19 protein-coding genes are annotated in these 17,923 nt (G+C 41.9%); all 19 read left to right on the top strand.

Annotated features, from left to right (window positions below; all coding sequences use genetic code 11):
• Positions 1–87 precede the first annotated feature (87 nt).
• The 19 genes from fliL (at position 88) to H5201_RS03970 (ending at position 17,920) form a co-directional block, all read left to right on the top strand.
• Complete coding sequence (gene fliL, locus H5201_RS04060) at positions 88–618, top strand: flagellar basal body-associated protein FliL (protein ID WP_149981489.1); 531 nt, start codon at positions 88–90, stop codon at positions 616–618.
• Between the two features lie 9 nt (positions 619–627).
• The gene (gene fliM, locus H5201_RS04055; protein WP_149981487.1) at positions 628–1,719 is read left to right on the top strand and encodes a flagellar motor switch protein FliM; all 1,092 of its coding nucleotides are present in this window, start codon (positions 628–630) and stop codon (positions 1,717–1,719) included.
• A 22-nt stretch (positions 1,720–1,741) separates the two neighbouring features.
• The gene (gene fliN, locus H5201_RS04050) at positions 1,742–2,140 is read left to right on the top strand and encodes a flagellar motor switch protein FliN (RefSeq protein ID WP_149981486.1); all 399 of its coding nucleotides are present in this window, start codon (positions 1,742–1,744) and stop codon (positions 2,138–2,140) included.
• Positions 2,137–2,520 (top strand): flagellar biosynthetic protein FliO, encoded by a 384-nt coding sequence (gene fliO, locus H5201_RS04045; RefSeq protein ID WP_145239382.1) that lies wholly within the window; start codon positions 2,137–2,139, stop codon positions 2,518–2,520. The genes fliN and fliO overlap by 4 nt, the downstream gene beginning before the upstream one ends.
• A 4-nt stretch (positions 2,521–2,524) precedes the next feature.
• Positions 2,525–3,265 carry a flagellar type III secretion system pore protein FliP gene (fliP, locus tag H5201_RS04040; protein ID WP_182718180.1) on the top strand — a complete coding sequence of 247 codons (741 nt, stop codon included), beginning with the start codon at positions 2,525–2,527 and terminating at the stop codon, positions 3,263–3,265.
• A 43-nt stretch (positions 3,266–3,308) separates the two neighbouring features.
• Positions 3,309–3,578: a flagellar biosynthetic protein FliQ gene (locus tag H5201_RS04035; RefSeq protein WP_182718179.1), complete on the top strand. Its 270-nt coding sequence runs from the start codon at positions 3,309–3,311 to the stop codon at positions 3,576–3,578.
• Between the two features lies 1 nt (position 3,579).
• Complete coding sequence (gene fliR / locus H5201_RS04030; protein ID WP_145239372.1) at positions 3,580–4,359, top strand: flagellar biosynthetic protein FliR; 780 nt, start codon at positions 3,580–3,582, stop codon at positions 4,357–4,359.
• Between the two features lie 9 nt (positions 4,360–4,368).
• Positions 4,369–5,499, top strand: a complete 1,131-nt coding sequence (gene flhB / locus H5201_RS04025) for a flagellar biosynthesis protein FlhB (protein WP_182718178.1) — start codon at positions 4,369–4,371, stop codon at positions 5,497–5,499.
• Positions 5,500–5,594: 95 nt separating this feature from the next.
• Complete coding sequence (gene flhA, locus H5201_RS04020; RefSeq protein ID WP_149981479.1) at positions 5,595–7,703, top strand: flagellar biosynthesis protein FlhA; 2,109 nt, start codon at positions 5,595–5,597, stop codon at positions 7,701–7,703.
• Positions 7,704–7,726: 23 nt separating this feature from the next.
• Complete coding sequence (gene flhF / locus H5201_RS04015; RefSeq protein WP_182718176.1) at positions 7,727–9,190, top strand: flagellar biosynthesis protein FlhF; 1,464 nt, start codon at positions 7,727–7,729, stop codon at positions 9,188–9,190.
• A complete protein-coding gene (locus H5201_RS04010; RefSeq protein ID WP_149981477.1) occupies positions 9,183–10,043 on the top strand; it encodes a MinD/ParA family protein in 861 nt (286 codons plus the stop codon). The genes flhF and H5201_RS04010 overlap by 8 nt, the downstream gene beginning before the upstream one ends.
• 26 nt (positions 10,044–10,069) lie before the next feature.
• Positions 10,070–10,780 carry an RNA polymerase sigma factor FliA gene (locus H5201_RS04005; RefSeq protein WP_149981786.1) on the top strand — a complete coding sequence of 237 codons (711 nt, stop codon included), beginning with the start codon at positions 10,070–10,072 and terminating at the stop codon, positions 10,778–10,780.
• Between the two features lie 40 nt (positions 10,781–10,820).
• Complete coding sequence (cheY, locus tag H5201_RS04000) at positions 10,821–11,204, top strand: chemotaxis response regulator CheY (protein WP_016708035.1); 384 nt, start codon at positions 10,821–10,823, stop codon at positions 11,202–11,204.
• Positions 11,205–11,221: 17 nt separating this feature from the next.
• Positions 11,222–11,986, top strand: coding sequence for a protein phosphatase CheZ (locus H5201_RS03995; RefSeq protein WP_145239357.1), 765 nt, complete (start codon positions 11,222–11,224; stop codon positions 11,984–11,986).
• A 14-nt stretch (positions 11,987–12,000) separates the two neighbouring features.
• The gene (locus H5201_RS03990) at positions 12,001–14,208 is read left to right on the top strand and encodes a chemotaxis protein CheA (protein ID WP_182783758.1); all 2,208 of its coding nucleotides are present in this window, start codon (positions 12,001–12,003) and stop codon (positions 14,206–14,208) included.
• Between the two features lie 68 nt (positions 14,209–14,276).
• Positions 14,277–15,419 (top strand): chemotaxis response regulator protein-glutamate methylesterase, encoded by a 1,143-nt coding sequence (locus tag H5201_RS03985; protein ID WP_182718173.1) that lies wholly within the window; start codon positions 14,277–14,279, stop codon positions 15,417–15,419.
• On the top strand, positions 15,412–16,176 hold the full coding sequence (locus H5201_RS03980) for a flagellar motor protein (RefSeq protein WP_149981471.1): 765 nt from the start codon (positions 15,412–15,414) through the stop codon (positions 16,174–16,176). The genes H5201_RS03985 and H5201_RS03980 overlap by 8 nt, the downstream gene beginning before the upstream one ends.
• A 5-nt stretch (positions 16,177–16,181) precedes the next feature.
• Positions 16,182–17,141, top strand: a complete 960-nt coding sequence (locus H5201_RS03975) for a flagellar motor protein MotB (protein ID WP_149981470.1) — start codon at positions 16,182–16,184, stop codon at positions 17,139–17,141.
• An 8-nt stretch (positions 17,142–17,149) separates the two neighbouring features.
• Positions 17,150–17,920 carry a ParA family protein gene (locus tag H5201_RS03970; RefSeq protein ID WP_149981469.1) on the top strand — a complete coding sequence of 257 codons (771 nt, stop codon included), beginning with the start codon at positions 17,150–17,152 and terminating at the stop codon, positions 17,918–17,920.
• The last annotated feature ends 3 nt before the right edge of the window (positions 17,921–17,923 follow it).

Here is a 17,923-nt window from a genome sequence, read left to right as displayed (position 1 = left end):
GAGGTATAAGACTATAAAAATAAATAACTTGATGGTGCGCGGTGACACTCGTAATATCGCTATTATCAAGGCATAAAGGAAAGCGGCATGGCTGAAGAAGCAAATTTAGAAATTGAAGATGGCAGTAAAAGTAAAAAAAAGCTGATTATAATTATTATTGCTGCGGTATTGGTAATTGGTGGTGCCGCTGGCTTTTTCTTGATGTCAGGCTCAGACGCTGCTCCTGAAACACTTGCAGACGAATCGGTTGCACCTGCAACTGAAACTGCAGAGGTAAGTGGCAGTGGTGCAAAGGTTGGCAGTGCTTTATATGTTGCGATGCCTCGACCTTTTATTTTTAACGTACCAGGTGCAAGTCGTGACCGTATTGTGCAAATAAAAGTGCAATTATTAGTGCGCGGTGATGTGAATGAAGAAACGGCCAAAAAGCATATTCCACTAATTGAAGGTACATTGCTTGGTGTGTTTTCAACCACCACCGCAGATGAACTGGGCACTAGCGAAGGAAAAGAAACCCTGCGAGTAGCAGCGCTTGATAAAGTACAAGCGGCGTTAATGGACGTAGAGGGAAGTAAAGTAATCGAGCGGGTGTTGTTTACCGGCTTTGTAATGCAATAAGGGGTCAGCGTGAGCGATTTATTATCCCAAGATGAAATCGATGCCCTGTTGCATGGTGTCGATGAAGTCGAAGAGGAGGATCTACAGGACGGTGATGATGGCAGCGGTAATACGCTACAATACGATTTTTCTTCACAAGATCGTATTGTTCGTGGTCGCATGCCGACTCTGGAGATTGTGAACGAACGATTTGCTCGACACATGCGAATTAGCTTGTTTAATATGATGCGCCGCACTGCTGAGGTTTCTATCAATGGCGTACAAATGATAAAGTTTGGTGAATATATCCACACTTTATTTGTTCCTACCAGTCTTAACATGGTGCGCTTTCGTCCTCTTAAAGGTACTGGATTAATCACCATGGAAGCACGGTTAGTGTTTATCTTGGTTGATAACTTTTTTGGTGGCGATGGTCGCTATCATGCGAAAATAGAAGGTCGTGAATTTACGCCTACTGAGCGCCGTATTGTACAAATGCTATTAAAAATAATCTTTGAAGATTACAAAGAAGCATGGGCGCCGGTAATGGACGTGTCTTTTGAATATCTTGATTCAGAAGTTAATCCAGCAATGGCGAATATCGTCAGCCCCACCGAAGTAGTAGTGATCAGTTCATTCCATATTGAGCTGGATGGCGGTGGCGGAGATTTCCATATCGCATTGCCGTATTCAATGCTTGAACCTATTCGTGAATTACTCGATGCTGGTGTGCAATCAGATACTGAAGATACCGATTTACGTTGGAGCAAAGCCTTACGTGATGAAATTATGGATGTTGAAGTTGAAATATCAACACAACTGCTTGAAGTTGATTTAACCTTAGCGCAAATTATGGAGCTTAAGGCTGGGGATATTATTCCTGTTGAAATGCCAGAGCACATAACGGTGTTTGTCGAAGAGCTGCCGACCTTTAGGGCGAAAATGGGTCGTTCTCGTGATAACGTTGCGCTGCAAATTAGTGAAAAAATTAGACGTCCTGAATCAGTCAAATCAGAGTTGCATGTCTTTACAAAAGGTGGCAAAAAGCTTGATTCAGATGCGGAATTAGCAGAACTAGAAGATGATCTACACCTTTCAGAAGGCGTAGATTTAGACTGGTAAGAGAATTAAAAGGTTTAATAGTATGAGTGATGACCAAGATACAATGGACGAATGGGCGGCTGCTTTAGCCGAAGCCGAAGGAACCGACAGTTCTGACGGTGCCAAAGTAACTGAACTTGACGAGTTAAGTGATACTAGACATGAAATGAGTGGCGAAGAAAAACGCAAACTCGATACAATTTTAGATATCCCGGTAACTATTTCGATGGAAGTTGGGCGTTCAAAAATCAATATTCGTAACTTACTTCAGCTTAACCAAGGTTCAGTTGTTGAACTTGATCGTGTTGCCGGTGAACCACTGGATGTATTAGTTAATGGTACATTGATAGCGCACGGTGAAGTCGTCGTAGTTAATGATAAATTTGGTATCCGCCTCACTGACGTGATCAGCCAAGTTGAACGGATCAAAAAGCTGCGATGAGCAGTTGGCTTTTTTTATCGACTGCAGCAAGCTCAGCACTGCCCGCAGCGACACCTATGGGCGACTTACTCTCAATGGTAATGTCTTTAATCATGGTGCTAGTACTGATTGTGGTACTGGCATTTTTGGTTAAAAAACTAAACCCCAATTTAGCAAATACCGACGAATTTAAAGTGGTGCGTAGTTTACCATTAAGTGCGCGAGAGCGATTAATGGTCGTCGAAATTGATAATTGTCAGCATTTATTAGGTGTAACGCCGCATAGTATTAACTACCTGCATAAATTAGAAACCCCGTTAACAGAAAAAGAGTTGCCAGCCCTAGCACAACGTTTTGGCAAGCTATTAAACCCACAAACTAACCACATTAAAAAGAATTAATAATATGACTAAGTGGCTGCTTATACTTTTTGCATTCGTTTTTATTCCCTCAGTTAACGCCGAAGGCATTGAAGCGTTAAGTATTACGACTAATCCAGATGGCTCGCAAGATTATTCTGTAACCTTGCAAGTTCTGGCTATTATGACCGCGCTGAGCTTTATACCCGCTGCGGTGATCATGATGACCTCATTTACTCGCATTATTGTAGTACTGGCTATTTTGCGCCAAGCAATTGGTTTGCAACAAACACCATCAAATCAAATACTGTTAGGTATGTCGCTATTTCTAAGTATTTTTATAATGACGCCGGTTTATCAAAAAGTGAATCAGCAAGCCATTGAGCCATATTTAAATGAGCAGGTGACCTCGATTCAAGCGCTTGAACTTGCCAAAGAGCCGATGAAGGAATTCATGCTCTCACAGGTGCGCATAAAAGATTTAGAAACCTTCGCTAAAATTGCTGGGTATGACAAGTTAGACTCACCTGAAGCGACGCCATTAATTGTATTGATCCCCGCATTTATAACCAGTGAATTACAAACTGCATTTATTATTGGTTTTATGTTTTTTATTCCATTTTTGATAGTCGATTTAGTAGTTGCGTCAGTTTTAATGGCCATGGGTATGATGATGCTCTCGCCGATGATTGTGTCTATGCCGTTTAAAATTATGTTGTTTGTACTTGTCGATGGCTGGAGTTTAGTAATGGGCACTTTAGCGAAGAGTTTTGGCTTAGGTACTTGATATGGCAATACAATACTTTGCCTACAAAGGTTAGGAGGGGACCATGGAACCGGAAATTTTTGTTGACATACTCAGCGATTCTTTGTTTTTAGTTATTAAGTTAGTCTCCGCAATTGTGGTACCAGGTTTATTAGTGGGTTTAGTGGTTGCCGTTTTTCAAGCTGCTACATCAATCAATGAACAAACATTAAGCTTTTTGCCGCGCTTATTAATTACCATCAGTGCGTTAATTGCTGGAGGGCATTGGTTAACGCAAGAGTTAATGGATTTTTTCACTCGTTTAGTGCTTATCATCCCAGAGATAGCAGGCTAGTATGGAGTTTCCTTTTTCAGTCATTATTCAGTGGCTGAGTGACTTTTTGTTACCACTAGTACGGATCAGCTCGATGATTATGATCATGGCGGGGCTGGGTGCTAAAAATGTGCCTACGCGGATCAAGATGGGTCTAGCGGTAATGATTACCTTTTTAGTTGTACCAGTACTTCCGCCTGCGACATTTAATAACTTATTCTCTTTTGAGATGATCTTGGTAGTTATTCAACAAATGTTAATCGGTGTTGCGATAGGTTTTGCTTCTGTATTGATGTTGAATACTTTTGTGTTAGCAGGGCAAATATTAGCAATGCAAACTGGTCTTGGTTTCGCCTCAGTTGTTGATCCTTCTAATGGTATGAGTGTGCCTGCTGTTGGGCAGTTTTATTTGATTCTAGCAACGCTATTATTCTTTGTATTTAATGGCCATTTAATGATGATCCAAATGGTAGTGCATAGCTTTGAAGTGCTGCCAATCGACGGTAATTGGTGGGCGGTTGATCATTATTGGGACATAGTGACGTGGGGCGGCTGGATGTTTACTACCGCCTTGGTGCTATCTTTGGCGCCTTTAACAGCTATGCTGGTGATTAATATGTCGTTTGGTGTGATGACCCGTGCAGCACCGCAGTTAAACATTTTTTCAATCGGTTTTCCGTTTACCTTGGTTGCAGGTTTAGTCATTATTTGGGCAACCTTAGGTAACTTTGTTACTCAATTTGAATTTCAATGGTTAAAAATGATTGAGTTAATGTGTACTTTAGTTGGTTGTTCCCCATAGGAGAGAGTGATGGCTGAAGATTCAGGTCAAGAAAAAACCGAAGAACCCACGGGGAAAAAAGTAAGCGACGCGAAAAAGAAAGGCCAAGTTGCGCGCTCAAAAGAGCTTGGCACCATGTTTGTACTTATTTTTTCAGCCATTTCATTACTTATGTACGGACCTGAGATTGGCAAGGGACTGTATAATATAATGGGTCGCATGCTCAGCTTGAACCGTAATGAAACGTACGATACCACTAAAATGTTTTCAGTGTGGGGAGCGGTGGCCGATGCGCTAGTATTTCCGATGGCGATGTTTGTGTTTATTATTGTGCTGGCGGGTATCATAGGTAATACCTTGTTAGGTGGTTTTAACTTTAGTTGGGAGGCGGCAGCACCTAAAGCCAGTAAAATGTCACCAGCAAAAGGTATAAAGCGGATGTTAGGTCCACAAGCGGGCGTCGAGTTGGTGAAATCGATTTTAAAGTTTGTGGTAGTAGCTGGCTTTGCTATCTTTTTGATCAACACCTTCTTTGATGAAATTCTTCATCTGAGTATTGAAAGTGCGCCGGGCAATATCATTCATGCCTTAGAGATACTCGCATGGATGTTTTTAGGACTGACCTGCACCTTAACCATTATTGCTGCGATTGATGCGCCATACCAAAGCCATAAACATCACAAAGAATTAAAAATGACTCTACAAGAAGTCAAAGATGAATATAAAAATTCTGAAGGTGATCCGCAAATTAAAGCGCGTATAAGACAAACGCAAAGACAAATGTCGCAGCGACGCATGATGCAGGATGTGCCAGATGCCGATGTAGTTGTCACCAACCCTACTCATTACTCTGTGGCATTAAAGTACGACACAGAGCGCGCTGGCGCGCCGATAGTCGTTGCCAAAGGCATTGATGAGATGGCGATGCAAATTAGGAAAATAGCCATTGGTAACGAGGTACCCATCCTTGAATCCCCCATGCTAACTCGAGCACTGTATCATACCGCCGAAGTAGGAGAGCAAATCCCTGACCAACTATTTACTGCAGTCGCACAAGTTTTAGCTTATGTATTTCAGCTTAAACGCTTTCAAAAAGGCCGTGGTAAACGCCCTACAAAATTGAATAAAACACTCCCAATTCCAGATGCCTATAAGTATTGATTTGAATAATCAGTATTCTTTTAAGCTAGTAATTAATAACTTGGAATAGTTATTGCAAATTCCGTTTAGTGTCAATTTTTTGAAATTGTAGAATTATGGAATTTAAAGCTGTATTACAACAACTTAATAAAGATAAAAAAGAGTATTTAAAAGGTGTTGGTACACCTTTGCTGGTGCTCGCTGCGTTGGGTATGGTGATTTTACCGTTACCGCCATTTTTACTCGACATTCTTTTCTCGTTTAATATAGCTTTAGCATTAGTGGTGTTGTTAGTGACAGTTTACACCATGAAGCCTGTTGAATTTGGTATGTTTCCAGCAGTGCTATTGATTGCAACGATTATGCGTTTGGCACTAAATGTTGCCAGTACCCGGGTGGTGCTGCTTGAAGGTCATAACGGTGGTGATGCCGCAGGTAAAGTTATTGAAGCTTTTGGTTCAGTGGTAATTGGTGGCAACTACGCGGTTGGTTTAGTGGTGTTTTTGATTTTGATTATCATCAACTTTGTGGTAATCACCAAAGGTGCAGGCAGGATCTCTGAAGTATCGGCACGCTTTACCTTAGATGCGATGCCAGGCAAACAAATGGCCATTGATGCTGACTTGAATGCGGGTTTTATTAGTGCAGAGCAAGCACGAGATCGCCGTGAAGAAGTCACCCGTGAAGCGGACTTTTATGGCTCTATGGATGGTGCGAGCAAGTTTGTAAAAGGTGATGCGATTGCTGGTATTGTAATACTGATCATCAATATTGTTGGCGGCTTGTTTGTTGGTATGATCCAGCATGATTTAAGCTTTGGCAACGCCATGGAAGTGTATACTTTGCTGACCATTGGTGATGGCTTAGTCGCACAATTACCATCATTACTGTTATCAATTGGCACTGCAATTGTTGTTACTCGTCAAAATGAATCGCTCAATATGGGCGATCAATTTAAGAAACAACTCGGTAACGAGAAATCATTATTTATCGCCTCGGGTATTTTAATCGTGATGGGTTTAGTACCGGGTATGCCACATTTTGCCTTTTTAAGTCTTGGTGCATTACTTGGTTACTTAGCGTATTACACCCAGCAAAATAAGCTAAAAGAAGCAGCAGCAAAAGAAGCAGAAGCTACCAATGGTGGTGCAACAGGCACTGGTGTTGCTAACAAGCAAGAGCAAAAAGAGCTAGGTTGGGATGATGTACAACAAGTTGATGTAATTGGCCTTGAAGTTGGCTATCGCTTAATTCCATTAGTTGATCAATCACAAGGTGGCGAACTATTAAACCGGATCAAAGGGGTACGTAAAAAGTTATCTCAAGAACTTGGTTTTTTAATTCCACCGGTGCATATTCGCGATAACTTAGAGTTAGACCCAAATGCATACAGAATTACCATGATGGGTGTTTCAAGTGGTGAGGGGGAGCTTAAGCACGGTGATGAGTTGGCTATTAATCCTGGCCAAGTATTTGGTCCAATAAAAGGCATTGCTACTAAAGATCCGGCCTTTGGTCTAGACGCTATTTGGATCAAACCAGATCAAAAAGATGAAGCACAATCACTCGGTTATACCGTGGTTGATGCAGCAACAGTGGTAGCAACGCATATTAGTCAGTTACTAACTAACAGCGCGGCCTTGTTACTCGGCCACGAGGAAGTGCAAAATCTATTAGATATGCTGGCAAAAAGTCATCCTCGTTTAGTTGAAGGGCTAGTGCCAGATATTTTACCACTAACAGCAATTGTTAAAGTATTACAAAATTTATTAAATGAAGGCGTTGCTATTCGCGATATGCGTTCAATTGTACAAACCCTTGTTGAGTATGGCCCTCGAAGCCAAGATCCTGATGTATTAACCGCAGCAGTGCGAATTTCACTGCGCAGATTAATTGTTCAAGACGCGGTTGGAATGTCATCAGAAATCCCTGTCATAACCTTGGCGCCTGAGTTGGAACAGATGTTGCATCAGTCACTACAAAATGCAGGCGACGAAGGTGCCGGAATAGAGCCAGGACTTGCAGAGCGACTTCAACAATCATTAAATGAAGCGCATCAAAATCAAGAAATGGCCGGTGAACCTTCGATATTGCTAACGTCAGGAATGTTACGCACTGTGTTATCTCGTTTTGTTAAGTACACCATTCCAGGATTGCGAGTGATGTCTTATCAAGAGGTACCAGACGAAAGACAGATCAAGATTGTCAGCTCAGTAGGCCAATAATCGGATTTTAAAGGGGTTGAACCATGAAAATAAAACGTTTTTTTGCTAAAGATATGCGCACCGCACTGAAAGAAGTTAAAGATGAACTCGGTGTAGATGCTGTAATCATGTCAAATAAAAAATTAGCCAATGGGGTAGAGATTGTTGCCGCCGTTGATTATGAAAAAGCAGCCCCGAAAGCACCTGCACAAGCACATGTTGCTACGGCACAAGCACAAACAAATGCTAACTTTGTTAAACCTGCGCCACAACGTTCACAGCCTGAGCCGCAAGCTGCGGTAGCTGATAGCTTACAAGCATTATTAGAGCGCCAATCACCGCGTCCACGCTCACCTGAGCTTGCATCGATGTTTAGCCAGTCAGGGATTGATACATCAACTCAGTATCAACCACAGCAAACTCGCCATGAACCACAAGCACATAATGATTTTGCTCGTCGCGATACTGCGTCGCGTCCACAAACGCAAGCACATAGCTTAGGTTTTGATGATGATCTAGAAAGTGGTTTTGATGATTTAGATACTCCGATGCCAACAAAAAGTGCAGCCAAAACAGATGAAATTACCGCTATGCGTGATGAAATGGCAGCGATGCGTCAATTACTTGAGTATCAAGTATCTGGCTTGATGCAACAAGATTTAGCGCGTCGCGACCCTACTCGCGCATGCATGATCGATCGTTTAGTCGGAATGGGTATTGACAGTGAAGTTGCAGAGCAAATGGCCTGTTTTATTCCCGATGATGTGTCACGTCAGCAAGCATGGCAAGCGCTATTGCAAATGGTTGAAAACCAAATGCATACTACAAATAATGAAATACTACGCCAAGGCGGCGTATATGCACTTGTTGGCCCTACTGGGGTTGGTAAAACTACAACCGTGGCAAAACTTGCAGCCCTTGGCGCACAAAAATATGGCGCAGATAAAGTTGCGCTTATTACCACTGATACTTACCGTATTGGCGCTTATGAACAGCTTGCTACTTATGGCCGAATCATCGGTTGTGGTGTAAAACAAGTTAAAGATGCCAATGAATTAGCAGAAGTTTTATATCATTTACGAAATAAGCGTCTAGTATTAATAGATACAGCGGGAATGAGCCAACGTGATTTACGTTTAACTGAGCAGTTAAATACACTAATGCGTAATCAACGTGTCGATATTCGCAATTATTTAGTGCTCAGTGCGACCGCACAAATTAATGTTTTACAAGAAACCGTAAGACACTTTAAGAAGGTACAATTAAGTGGCTGTATTTTCACTAAATTAGACGAATCATTAAGTTTAGGTGAGATTATTAGTATAGCGATTCAAAATCGCCTTCCAATAGGGTATCTTACTAACGGTCAGCGCGTTCCAGAGGACATTCGGGTCGCCAATGCAGAGAAATTAGTAAAAAAAGCAGAACAATTGTATTTAAAAAGAACAAAAGCACAACATTCACGACGCCAAGCAGTAGCGTCAAGCACAGTAGGGATGTATGATTAACACAGTATTAGATCAAGCAAGTGGCCTGCGTAAAATGAGTCAAAACAATAATAACGGCGTTAAAGTTATCGCTGTAACAGGTGGCAAAGGTGGCGTAGGGAAAACTAACGTCTCACTTAACACTGCGATTGCGTTGGGTCAGCTCGGAAACCGAGTGTTAGTACTGGATGCCGATTTGGGTTTAGCAAATTGTGATGTGATGTTAGGACTTAGGGTAGAGCGTAATCTATCTCATGTACTATCAGGTGAATGCGAGCTCGATGAAATTTTAGTTGAAGGGCCTGCAGGAATTAAAATAGTACCAGCGACGTCAGGCTCACAAAGTATGGTGGAACTTTCACCATCAGAACATGCTGGTTTAATTCGCGCTTTTAGTGAATTAAATACCGAATTTGATATATTAATTGTTGATACTGCTGCTGGTATCTCTGACATGGTATTAAGTTTTTCGCGCGCAGCGCAAGATGTCATGGTAGTAGTATGTGATGAACCGAGCTCAATAACTGATGCTTATGCATTAATCAAAGTATTGAGTCGTGAGCACGGTGTGTATAAATTTAAAATCGTTGCTAATATGGTGCGCAGCATGCGTGAAGGCCAGGAACTATTTGCTAAGCTCTCAAAAGTAACGGATCGCTTTTTGGATGTCTCAATGGAATTGGTAGCAACAGTCCCGTATGATGAAAATATGCGTAAAGCAACTCGTCGTCAGAAAGTGATTGTTGATTTATTTCCAAGTTCCCCAGCAGCAATAGCATTTAAAACATTAGCGACAAAAGCAGTTAAATGGCCTATACCTAATCAACCATCTGGTCATTTAGAATTTTTCATAGAAAAATTAGTAAACGGCTAACTATGACGGCATCGGTGAATAAAGCGATGGGATATCAATCGACACAAAATTTAAATGTGATTGTTGAGCGACATGCTTCCTTAGTCAAAAAAGTGGCTTGTCATTTAATCGCTCGTTTACCCGCGAGTGTGCAACTCGATGATTTGATTCAATCGGGGATGATAGGGTTAATTGAAGCATCAAAGAACTTTGATGCGACTAAAGGTGCAAGCTTTGAAACCTTTGCAGGCATTCGTATCCGTGGTGCGATGCTGGATGAAATGCGCCGAGGTGATTGGGCTCCACGCTCAGTGCACCGTAATAGCCGCAGAGTCGCTGAAGCGATTAGTGAGCTAGAAAGCAGCCTGAATCGAGAACCTAAAGACAGTGAAGTTGCTGAAAAACTTGATATTACGCTAGATGAGTACCATCATATTCTTAGTGATGTAAATTCAAGTAAAGTGTTAGGTATAGAAGACTTAGGGGTAGATGAAGATGTTATCACACCAGTGGGACATGATTTAGCACTGGACAAGCCCTTTAATAACGTTAAAAATGAACGCTTTAATCAATCATTATTAACAGCTATACAATCTTTACCTGAACGAGATGGGTTAGTATTGTCGCTGTATTATAACGATGAAATGAATTTAAAAGAGATTGGACATATACTCGATGTAAGTGAATCGCGTGTGAGTCAGATACATGGTCAGGCGATGATTAAGCTCAAAGCAAAAATCAATGACTGGATTAATTAGTAGTAAGTAAATATAGGTTCAGACCTCACCGGAGGATGTTTTGGATAAAAACATGAAAATTCTTGTTGTTGATGATTTTTCGACGATGAGACGTATTATCAAAAATCTGTTAAGAGATTTGGGTTTTACAAATGTACAAGAAGCTGACGATGGCTCAACAGCTTTACCGATGTTGCAGAATCAAGAATTTGATTTTGTAGTTACAGATTGGAACATGCCTGGCATGCAAGGAATCGATCTCTTGCGCGCTATTAGGGCCGATGACAGCCTGAAACACATTCCTGTTTTAATGGTAACAGCAGAAGCTAAAAAAGAACAAATTGTTGCTGCTGCACAAGCTGGTGTTAACGGTTATATCGTTAAACCATTTACAGCTGCAACACTGAAAACCAAATTGGAAAAAGTGTTTGAGCGTTTAGGTTAAATAAATAGGAGAGGCTTATGTCAGCACCTGCTGCGCCTCAGATCAGTTTAGAACAAGCCCGTCAGCTTGTGGTTTACCTTGAAAACGGTGAACAAGATAAAGCTGATCAGTTAATTATTGATGCGGCGTCAAAAGAGCAATCAGAATTATTTGCCGAAGTAGGCAAACTTACGCGTCAGCTTCATGATGCGTTGAAAAATTTTGAGCTTGATACACGTTTAGCTGATTTGACCAAAGATGCACTACCCGACGCGAAGCAGCGTCTTAACTATGTTATGGAAATGACCGAAAACGCTGCTAATAAAACCATGGATGCTGTAGAAGCAAGTTTACCCATTGCCCAACAGCTTGCTGATGACATTTCAGACATTAAACCCACTTGGGATCGTTTAATGAACCGTGAAATTGAGCTAGGTGAATTTAAAACACTTTGCCATAGCTTAGATAAGTTCATGAATAGCTCGCAAACTAAAACGGATGAGTTGCAAGGACTCATGACCAATGTGTTAATGGCACAAGATTTTCAAGATTTAACCGGTCAAGTGATCCGTCGGGTTATCGAGCTTGTTAGAGAAGTAGAAGACAGCTTGATCCACTTGTTGACAGCATTTGGCAGCCAAGATGATAGCGAAACAAAAACAATAGCACCAGTCATTGAAAAACCGCCTGCTGAAAATACACTTGCAGGCCCTGAAGGGCCAATTATTGATAAAGAATCTCGTGATGATGTTGTCTCAGGACAAGATGATGTTGATGATTTATTATCAAGCTTGGGCTTCTAAGAGGAGAAAACTGCATGAGCTTTGAAGTCGATGAAGATATTTTACAAGATTTTCTAGTAGAGGCTGGAGAAATTCTTGAGCTTTTGTCAGAACAGCTGGTGGAGCTTGAAAATAACCCAGATGATACCGAATTACTCAATGCAATTTTCCGTGGTTTTCATACGGTAAAAGGCGGCGCAGGCTTTTTAAGCATGACTGAACTAGTCGATGCTTGCCATGGTGCAGAGAACGTTTTCGATTTATTGCGTCAAGGTGTTCGTAAGGTTAATTCCGAACTGATGGACGTGATCTTGCAAGCACTCGATACTATCAACGAAATGTTTGCGACTATCCAAAGTAGAGAAAAACCAGAACCAGCAAATCCAGAATTACTCGCTGTTTTACATAAATTGGGGCTGCCGCCAACGGCTGAAGAATTAACTGGCAGTGCTGAACCTGCAGGCGATATCCCTGTTGTTGATGCTGATGATATTTTAGATGATTCTGACGATCCATTTGCGCTAGACTCATTATTTGATGGTCAAGTTGATAGCGATCAAAAAGATGTTCAAATCGATGAGATAACAGAAGATGAATTTGAGAGTCTGCTTGATGAGCTCCACGGACAAGGGAAAAGTCCTATAACGCCAACAACCACTGTCAGCAATGAATCATCAAATAGTGATATTACTGATGATGAATTTGATAATTTATTGGATGAATTGCACGGTATTGGTAGCTTCGGTCTAGTAAGTAATAAAGATACTGCAGGCACCGAAAGTGCTGCGCCTAAACCGACCCAAGCACCTTCAGCATCGACGAAAAGTAATGGTCCAGATGAAATCAGCGATGATGAATTTGAAGCTTTACTTGATGAATTACATGGTAAAGGCAGCGCGCCACAAGCGGTCGCTGAGACTGAGCCAGCACCCGCTAAAAAAGCACCAACACCTGCACCTGCACCTGTTGCCGCAGCTAAGCCAGTGCCCAAACCAGCAGTGTCTGAGCCTGTGAAAGCAGCTGAAAAATCCGCACCAGCTCTAGCGACAGCTGTTGCTAAAAAACCAGCTCCTCCACAAGCTGATACGACGGTGCGTGTTGATACAAAACGCCTAGATCAAATAATGAACATGGTTGGTGAACTGGTATTGGTTCGCAATCGTTTAGTCAGTTTAGCAACCAATACTGAAAGTGAAGCGATGGGTAAAGCCATTTCGAATCTTGATGTAGTAACCGCAGACTTGCAAGGTGCGGTAATGAAAACGCGGATGCAACCGATCAAGAAAGTGTTTGGTCGTTTTCCTCGCGTAGTCCGTGATTTAGCCCGCAGTTTGAGAAAAGACATTAACTTACTGCTCGTGGGTGAAGAAACCGATTTAGATAAAAACTTAGTTGAGGCACTGGCAGATCCTTTAGTCCACTTGGTGCGCAACTCGGTTGACCATGGTATTGAAATGCCTGATGTGCGTGAAGCGGCAGGTAAGTCAAGAACTGGGACTGTTACTTTATCAGCATCGCAAGAGGGTGATCATATTTTGCTCACCATTCGTGATGATGGTGCAGGTATGGACCCTGAAAAACTGAAAAAAATAGCAATCAATAAAGGGGTGCTTGATCACGAGCAAGCAGCTCGATTATCTGATACAGAAGCCTATAACCTTATTTTTGCACCAGGCTTTTCCACCAAAGAACAGATCTCTGATATTTCGGGTCGTGGTGTGGGTATGGATGTGGTGAAAACCAAAATTACCCAACTAAATGGTTCTGTGAGTATTCAATCTGAGCTAGGTGTAGGCACAATCCTAGAAATTAAAGTACCGTTAACGTTGGCTATTTTGCCGACATTGATGGTGGTTGTCGGTGAGCAAACATTTGCATTACCACTGGCTGGTGTTAATGAAATATTCCACCTAGATCTAACTAAAACGAATGTAGTTGATGGTCAATTAACCATTATTGTTCGTAAGAAAGCACGACCGTTGTTTTATTTAGAACATTGGTTAGTTAAAGGTGCTGACAGATCATTACGCAAAGCTCAAGGCCATGTTGTAATTGTACAAATTGGTACGCAACAAGTTGGTTTTGTAGTGGATTCATTGATTGGTCAAGAAGAAGTTGTTATTAAACCGCTTGATGCTTTACTACAAGGAACACCTGGTATGGCAGGTGCAACGATCACGTCTGACGGTGGTATAGCGCTGATCTTAGATGTTCCAAACCTGTTAAAACACTACGCAGGTTAGGCCAATTCTTATCTTATTGTGAGGGCTAAATATGGCTCTCACAGATAAAATTTAACAAGAGTATGCCAATGGCAGTTAAAGTTTTAGTTGTTGATGATTCAAGTTTCTTTCGCCGCAGAGTGAGCGAAATACTCGAGCAAGATAAGGATATCGAAGTAATTGGTTTTGCGGTAAATGGCCGAGAAGCGGTCGATAAAACAAATCAACTTCGTCCAGATGTAATCACCATGGATGTTGAAATGCCCGTGCTTGATGGCATTAGTGCTGTAAAAGAAATCATGGCAGCAAATCCAACCCCTATTCTGATGTTCTCCTCACTGACTCGTGATGGCGCAACAGCAACCTTAGACGCACTTGATGCGGGTGCTCTAGATTTTTTACCGAAAAAATTTGAAGATATTGCTCGTAATAATGAAGATGCGATTAAGTTATTACAAAATAAAGTAAAAGAAATTGGACGCAAGCGTCTTTCGCGCTTTAGTCGGCCGACAACGCCTCCTGCATCGGCACCAATACCTCCCGTTTCTGCAGGTACAACAAGTCGCCCTGCGATAACTCAACCAGATCGAAGCTTTAACCGGAGCGCTGCACCTGCGACTAATATTGCAGCTAACACTCGCGCTTCAGGAAAGAAATATCAAATAGTTGCAATAGGTACTTCAACGGGAGGACCTGTTGCACTGCAAACAATTCTGACTCAGTTGCCCGCTAATTTTCCGCACCCTATTTTGTTAATACAGCATATGCCAGCTGCGTTTACGCCAGCATTTGCCACACGTTTAAACGGCTTGTGCAAAATAAAAGTAAAAGAAGCACAACAAGGCGACCGATTAATGCCAGGCGTCGCGTATCTAGCGCCGGGCGGTCAACAAATGTTGATTGAGGGACGGGCTGGCAATCGCACTTTACGTGTTTTTGAAGACGATAGTGCCCGGATCACCTATAAACCAAGTGTTGATGTTACTTTTGCAAGTACAGCCAAATCGTTCCAAGGTGATGTATTAGCTGTGGTACTTACAGGCATGGGCGCAGATGGAAGAGACGGTGCAAGAATGCTTAAACAAGCCGGCGCTACTATTTGGGCACAAGATGAAAAAACCAGTGTGGTATATGGTATGCCACAAGCGGTTGCTAACGCAGGGTTATCATCGGCAAGCATTGCGCTTGAAGACGTTGCTAATCGGTTAGTTCGAGAGATTGGTTGTGGATAAGTTGTCGTTTCTAGGCCTGTTCGTTGCACTTTTGGCGATTGGTTATGGCTACTCACTAGAAGGCGGTGTTGTGAGTGCTTTATTTAATGGCCCGGCATTAATCATTGTGTTGGGCGGTACGTTAGGTGCTGTAATGCTACAAACACCAGCAAGTACGTTTAATAAAGCATTAAGAATAAGCCACTGGGTATTTTTCCCACCAAGTTACGATATCAACAGAGCAATTGAGCAAGTTAAAAGTTGGTCACAAAAAGCCCGCCAAGAAGGGTATTTAGCACTTGAAGAAATAGCGTTAACCCATCCGGATCCATATGTTGCCAAAGGCTTGAGTTTACTGATTGATGGCAACAGTGAGCAAAAACTCAGAGACACACTAGAAATTGATTTGTTGCTAGAAAGAGAACGGCTGCTTGAAGCCAGTCGAGTTTATGAGGCGTTGGGCGGTTACAGTCCTACCATCGGTATATTAGGCGCAGTGCTTGGTCTGATCCAAGCGATGTCATTTATCACTGAACCTGAAAAGTTAGGTGCAGGGGTTGCGACTGCTTTTCTTGCCACCATTTATGGGGTTGGCTTAGCAAATTTATTGTTTTTACCTATGGCTAACAAGCTCAAACAACAAGTAGAACAAAAGATGCTGTTTCATGAGTTATTAGCTGAAGGAATTATTGCCATGAGCCAAGGTGATAGCCCTGTCAATATTGAGCTGAAACTTGAAGCGTATCGTGTAGAGCGTCCAAGTCAGCTTCAAGAATAATTATTATGATGCGCCGTCGACTTCGTCACTCATCGACCAAAAGTCAGCATACAGAACGTTGGCTAGTGTCGTACGCTGATTACATGACTATTATGTTTGCATTCTTTGTAGTGATGTATGCGATTGCGATTAATAAAGAAGAAAGCTTCCAAATTTTATCTGATTCGCTGGAGCAGGTTTTTGACAAGTCAGCTCGTCAGTATAGTCAAGAGGGTCAAGGCGTGACGGGGACCGGTTTATTAACCGATAGAGTGACTCCTGAAAACGAACTACTGTTTGGTGAAAGTATTCAAAAGCAAGAAGCTGGCCCAGAGTTACTGGATGGACAAAGCGATACCAGTAATATAAAACAAAAACACTTAGGCAAACCTTTAGATAGCTTATTAACTAAATTACAATCAGCCTTGATCGATGAAATACGCGATGGCGAAGCAAGTTTAGAGTTGCACCAAGACTGGTTGATCATTGAATTAAGCTCAGGAATGTTATTTTCCAGTGGCAGTGCTGTGGCGCATCAACGCGCGAAAGCAGTGATAAAATTAGTAAACGATATTATTGCCCCAGTAGATAACTACGTTAGAGTGCGTGGTTATACCGATAATGAAACCATTCATAATGAAATGTTTCGTTCTAATTGGGAGCTATCTGTTGCAAGAGCGACCTCGATTTTAGTCGAACTTGATGCATTAGGTATCAACCCTGCGCGCATGGCCATTGAAGGATATGGACAGTATTCACCTTTTGCTGATAATGATACAGAGCAAGGACGTGCTGAAAATCGTAAAGTAGTCGTTGCATTATCAAAATATGGTTTGCCACCCAAGCCCATTGTTACAACCGAGCAACCAGCAACAGAAACTGAAGCAGAGCAACCAATTGAGTTGCCAAGTGATGACAACACTATTAAAGTGATCCAACTCCCACACGGTGGTATAAGAATTACAACGCGCAACGAACAAAAATAAGGTGTGATGTGAAAATTTGGACGGTAGCAAATCAAAAAGGTGGAGTAGGGAAGACGACCACGGCTGTGAGCTTAGCTGGTATATTAGCGCTGCAAGGAAAGCGAGTATTACTGATTGATACCGATCCTCATGCATCTTTAACGTATTACTTTGGCATTGATTCAGAAGATTTAGAAGTCAGTGTATATGATATATTTGCCCGTGGAAACAGCATGGCAAGTGAAGAAATATTGCAAGCTTTGTGTCCATCGAACATAGATAACTTAGATATTCTTCCTGCAACGATGGCAATCGCGACACTTGACCGCAGTATGGGTAATAAGACCGGAATGGGGCTTATCTTAAAAAAAGCTTTAGCAAAAATTAGTGAGCATTATGATTACGCTATTTTAGACTGTCCGCCAGTGTTAGGTGTATTAATGGTTAACGCATTGGCTGCAAGTGAGCGCATTTTAGTGCCAGTACAAACTGAGTTTTTAGCACTCAAAGGACTAGACCGAATGATGCGGACCATGGAATTAATGCAAAGCTCGCAATCAAAGCAGTATCAATATACCATTATCCCTACAATGTATGATAAGCGCACTAATGCATCCCTTGAAGCATATAAGACATTACAGCAAACGTACCAAGAAAAAGTATGGCCAGGGGTAATACCCGTAGATACTAAGTTCCGTGATGCAAGTTTAGCTCAACAAGTACCGATTCAGTATTGTCCACGCTCAAGAGGTGTTTATGCTTATCGCGCATTACTCGATTATTTGATTGAACAAGGTTAATGA

Source organism: Pseudoalteromonas sp. SG43-6, assembly GCF_014164365.1.
Taxonomy (GTDB): Bacteria; Pseudomonadota; Gammaproteobacteria; order Enterobacterales; family Alteromonadaceae; genus Pseudoalteromonas; species Pseudoalteromonas rhizosphaerae.
This window is presented reverse-complemented; position numbering and strand designations above follow the sequence as displayed.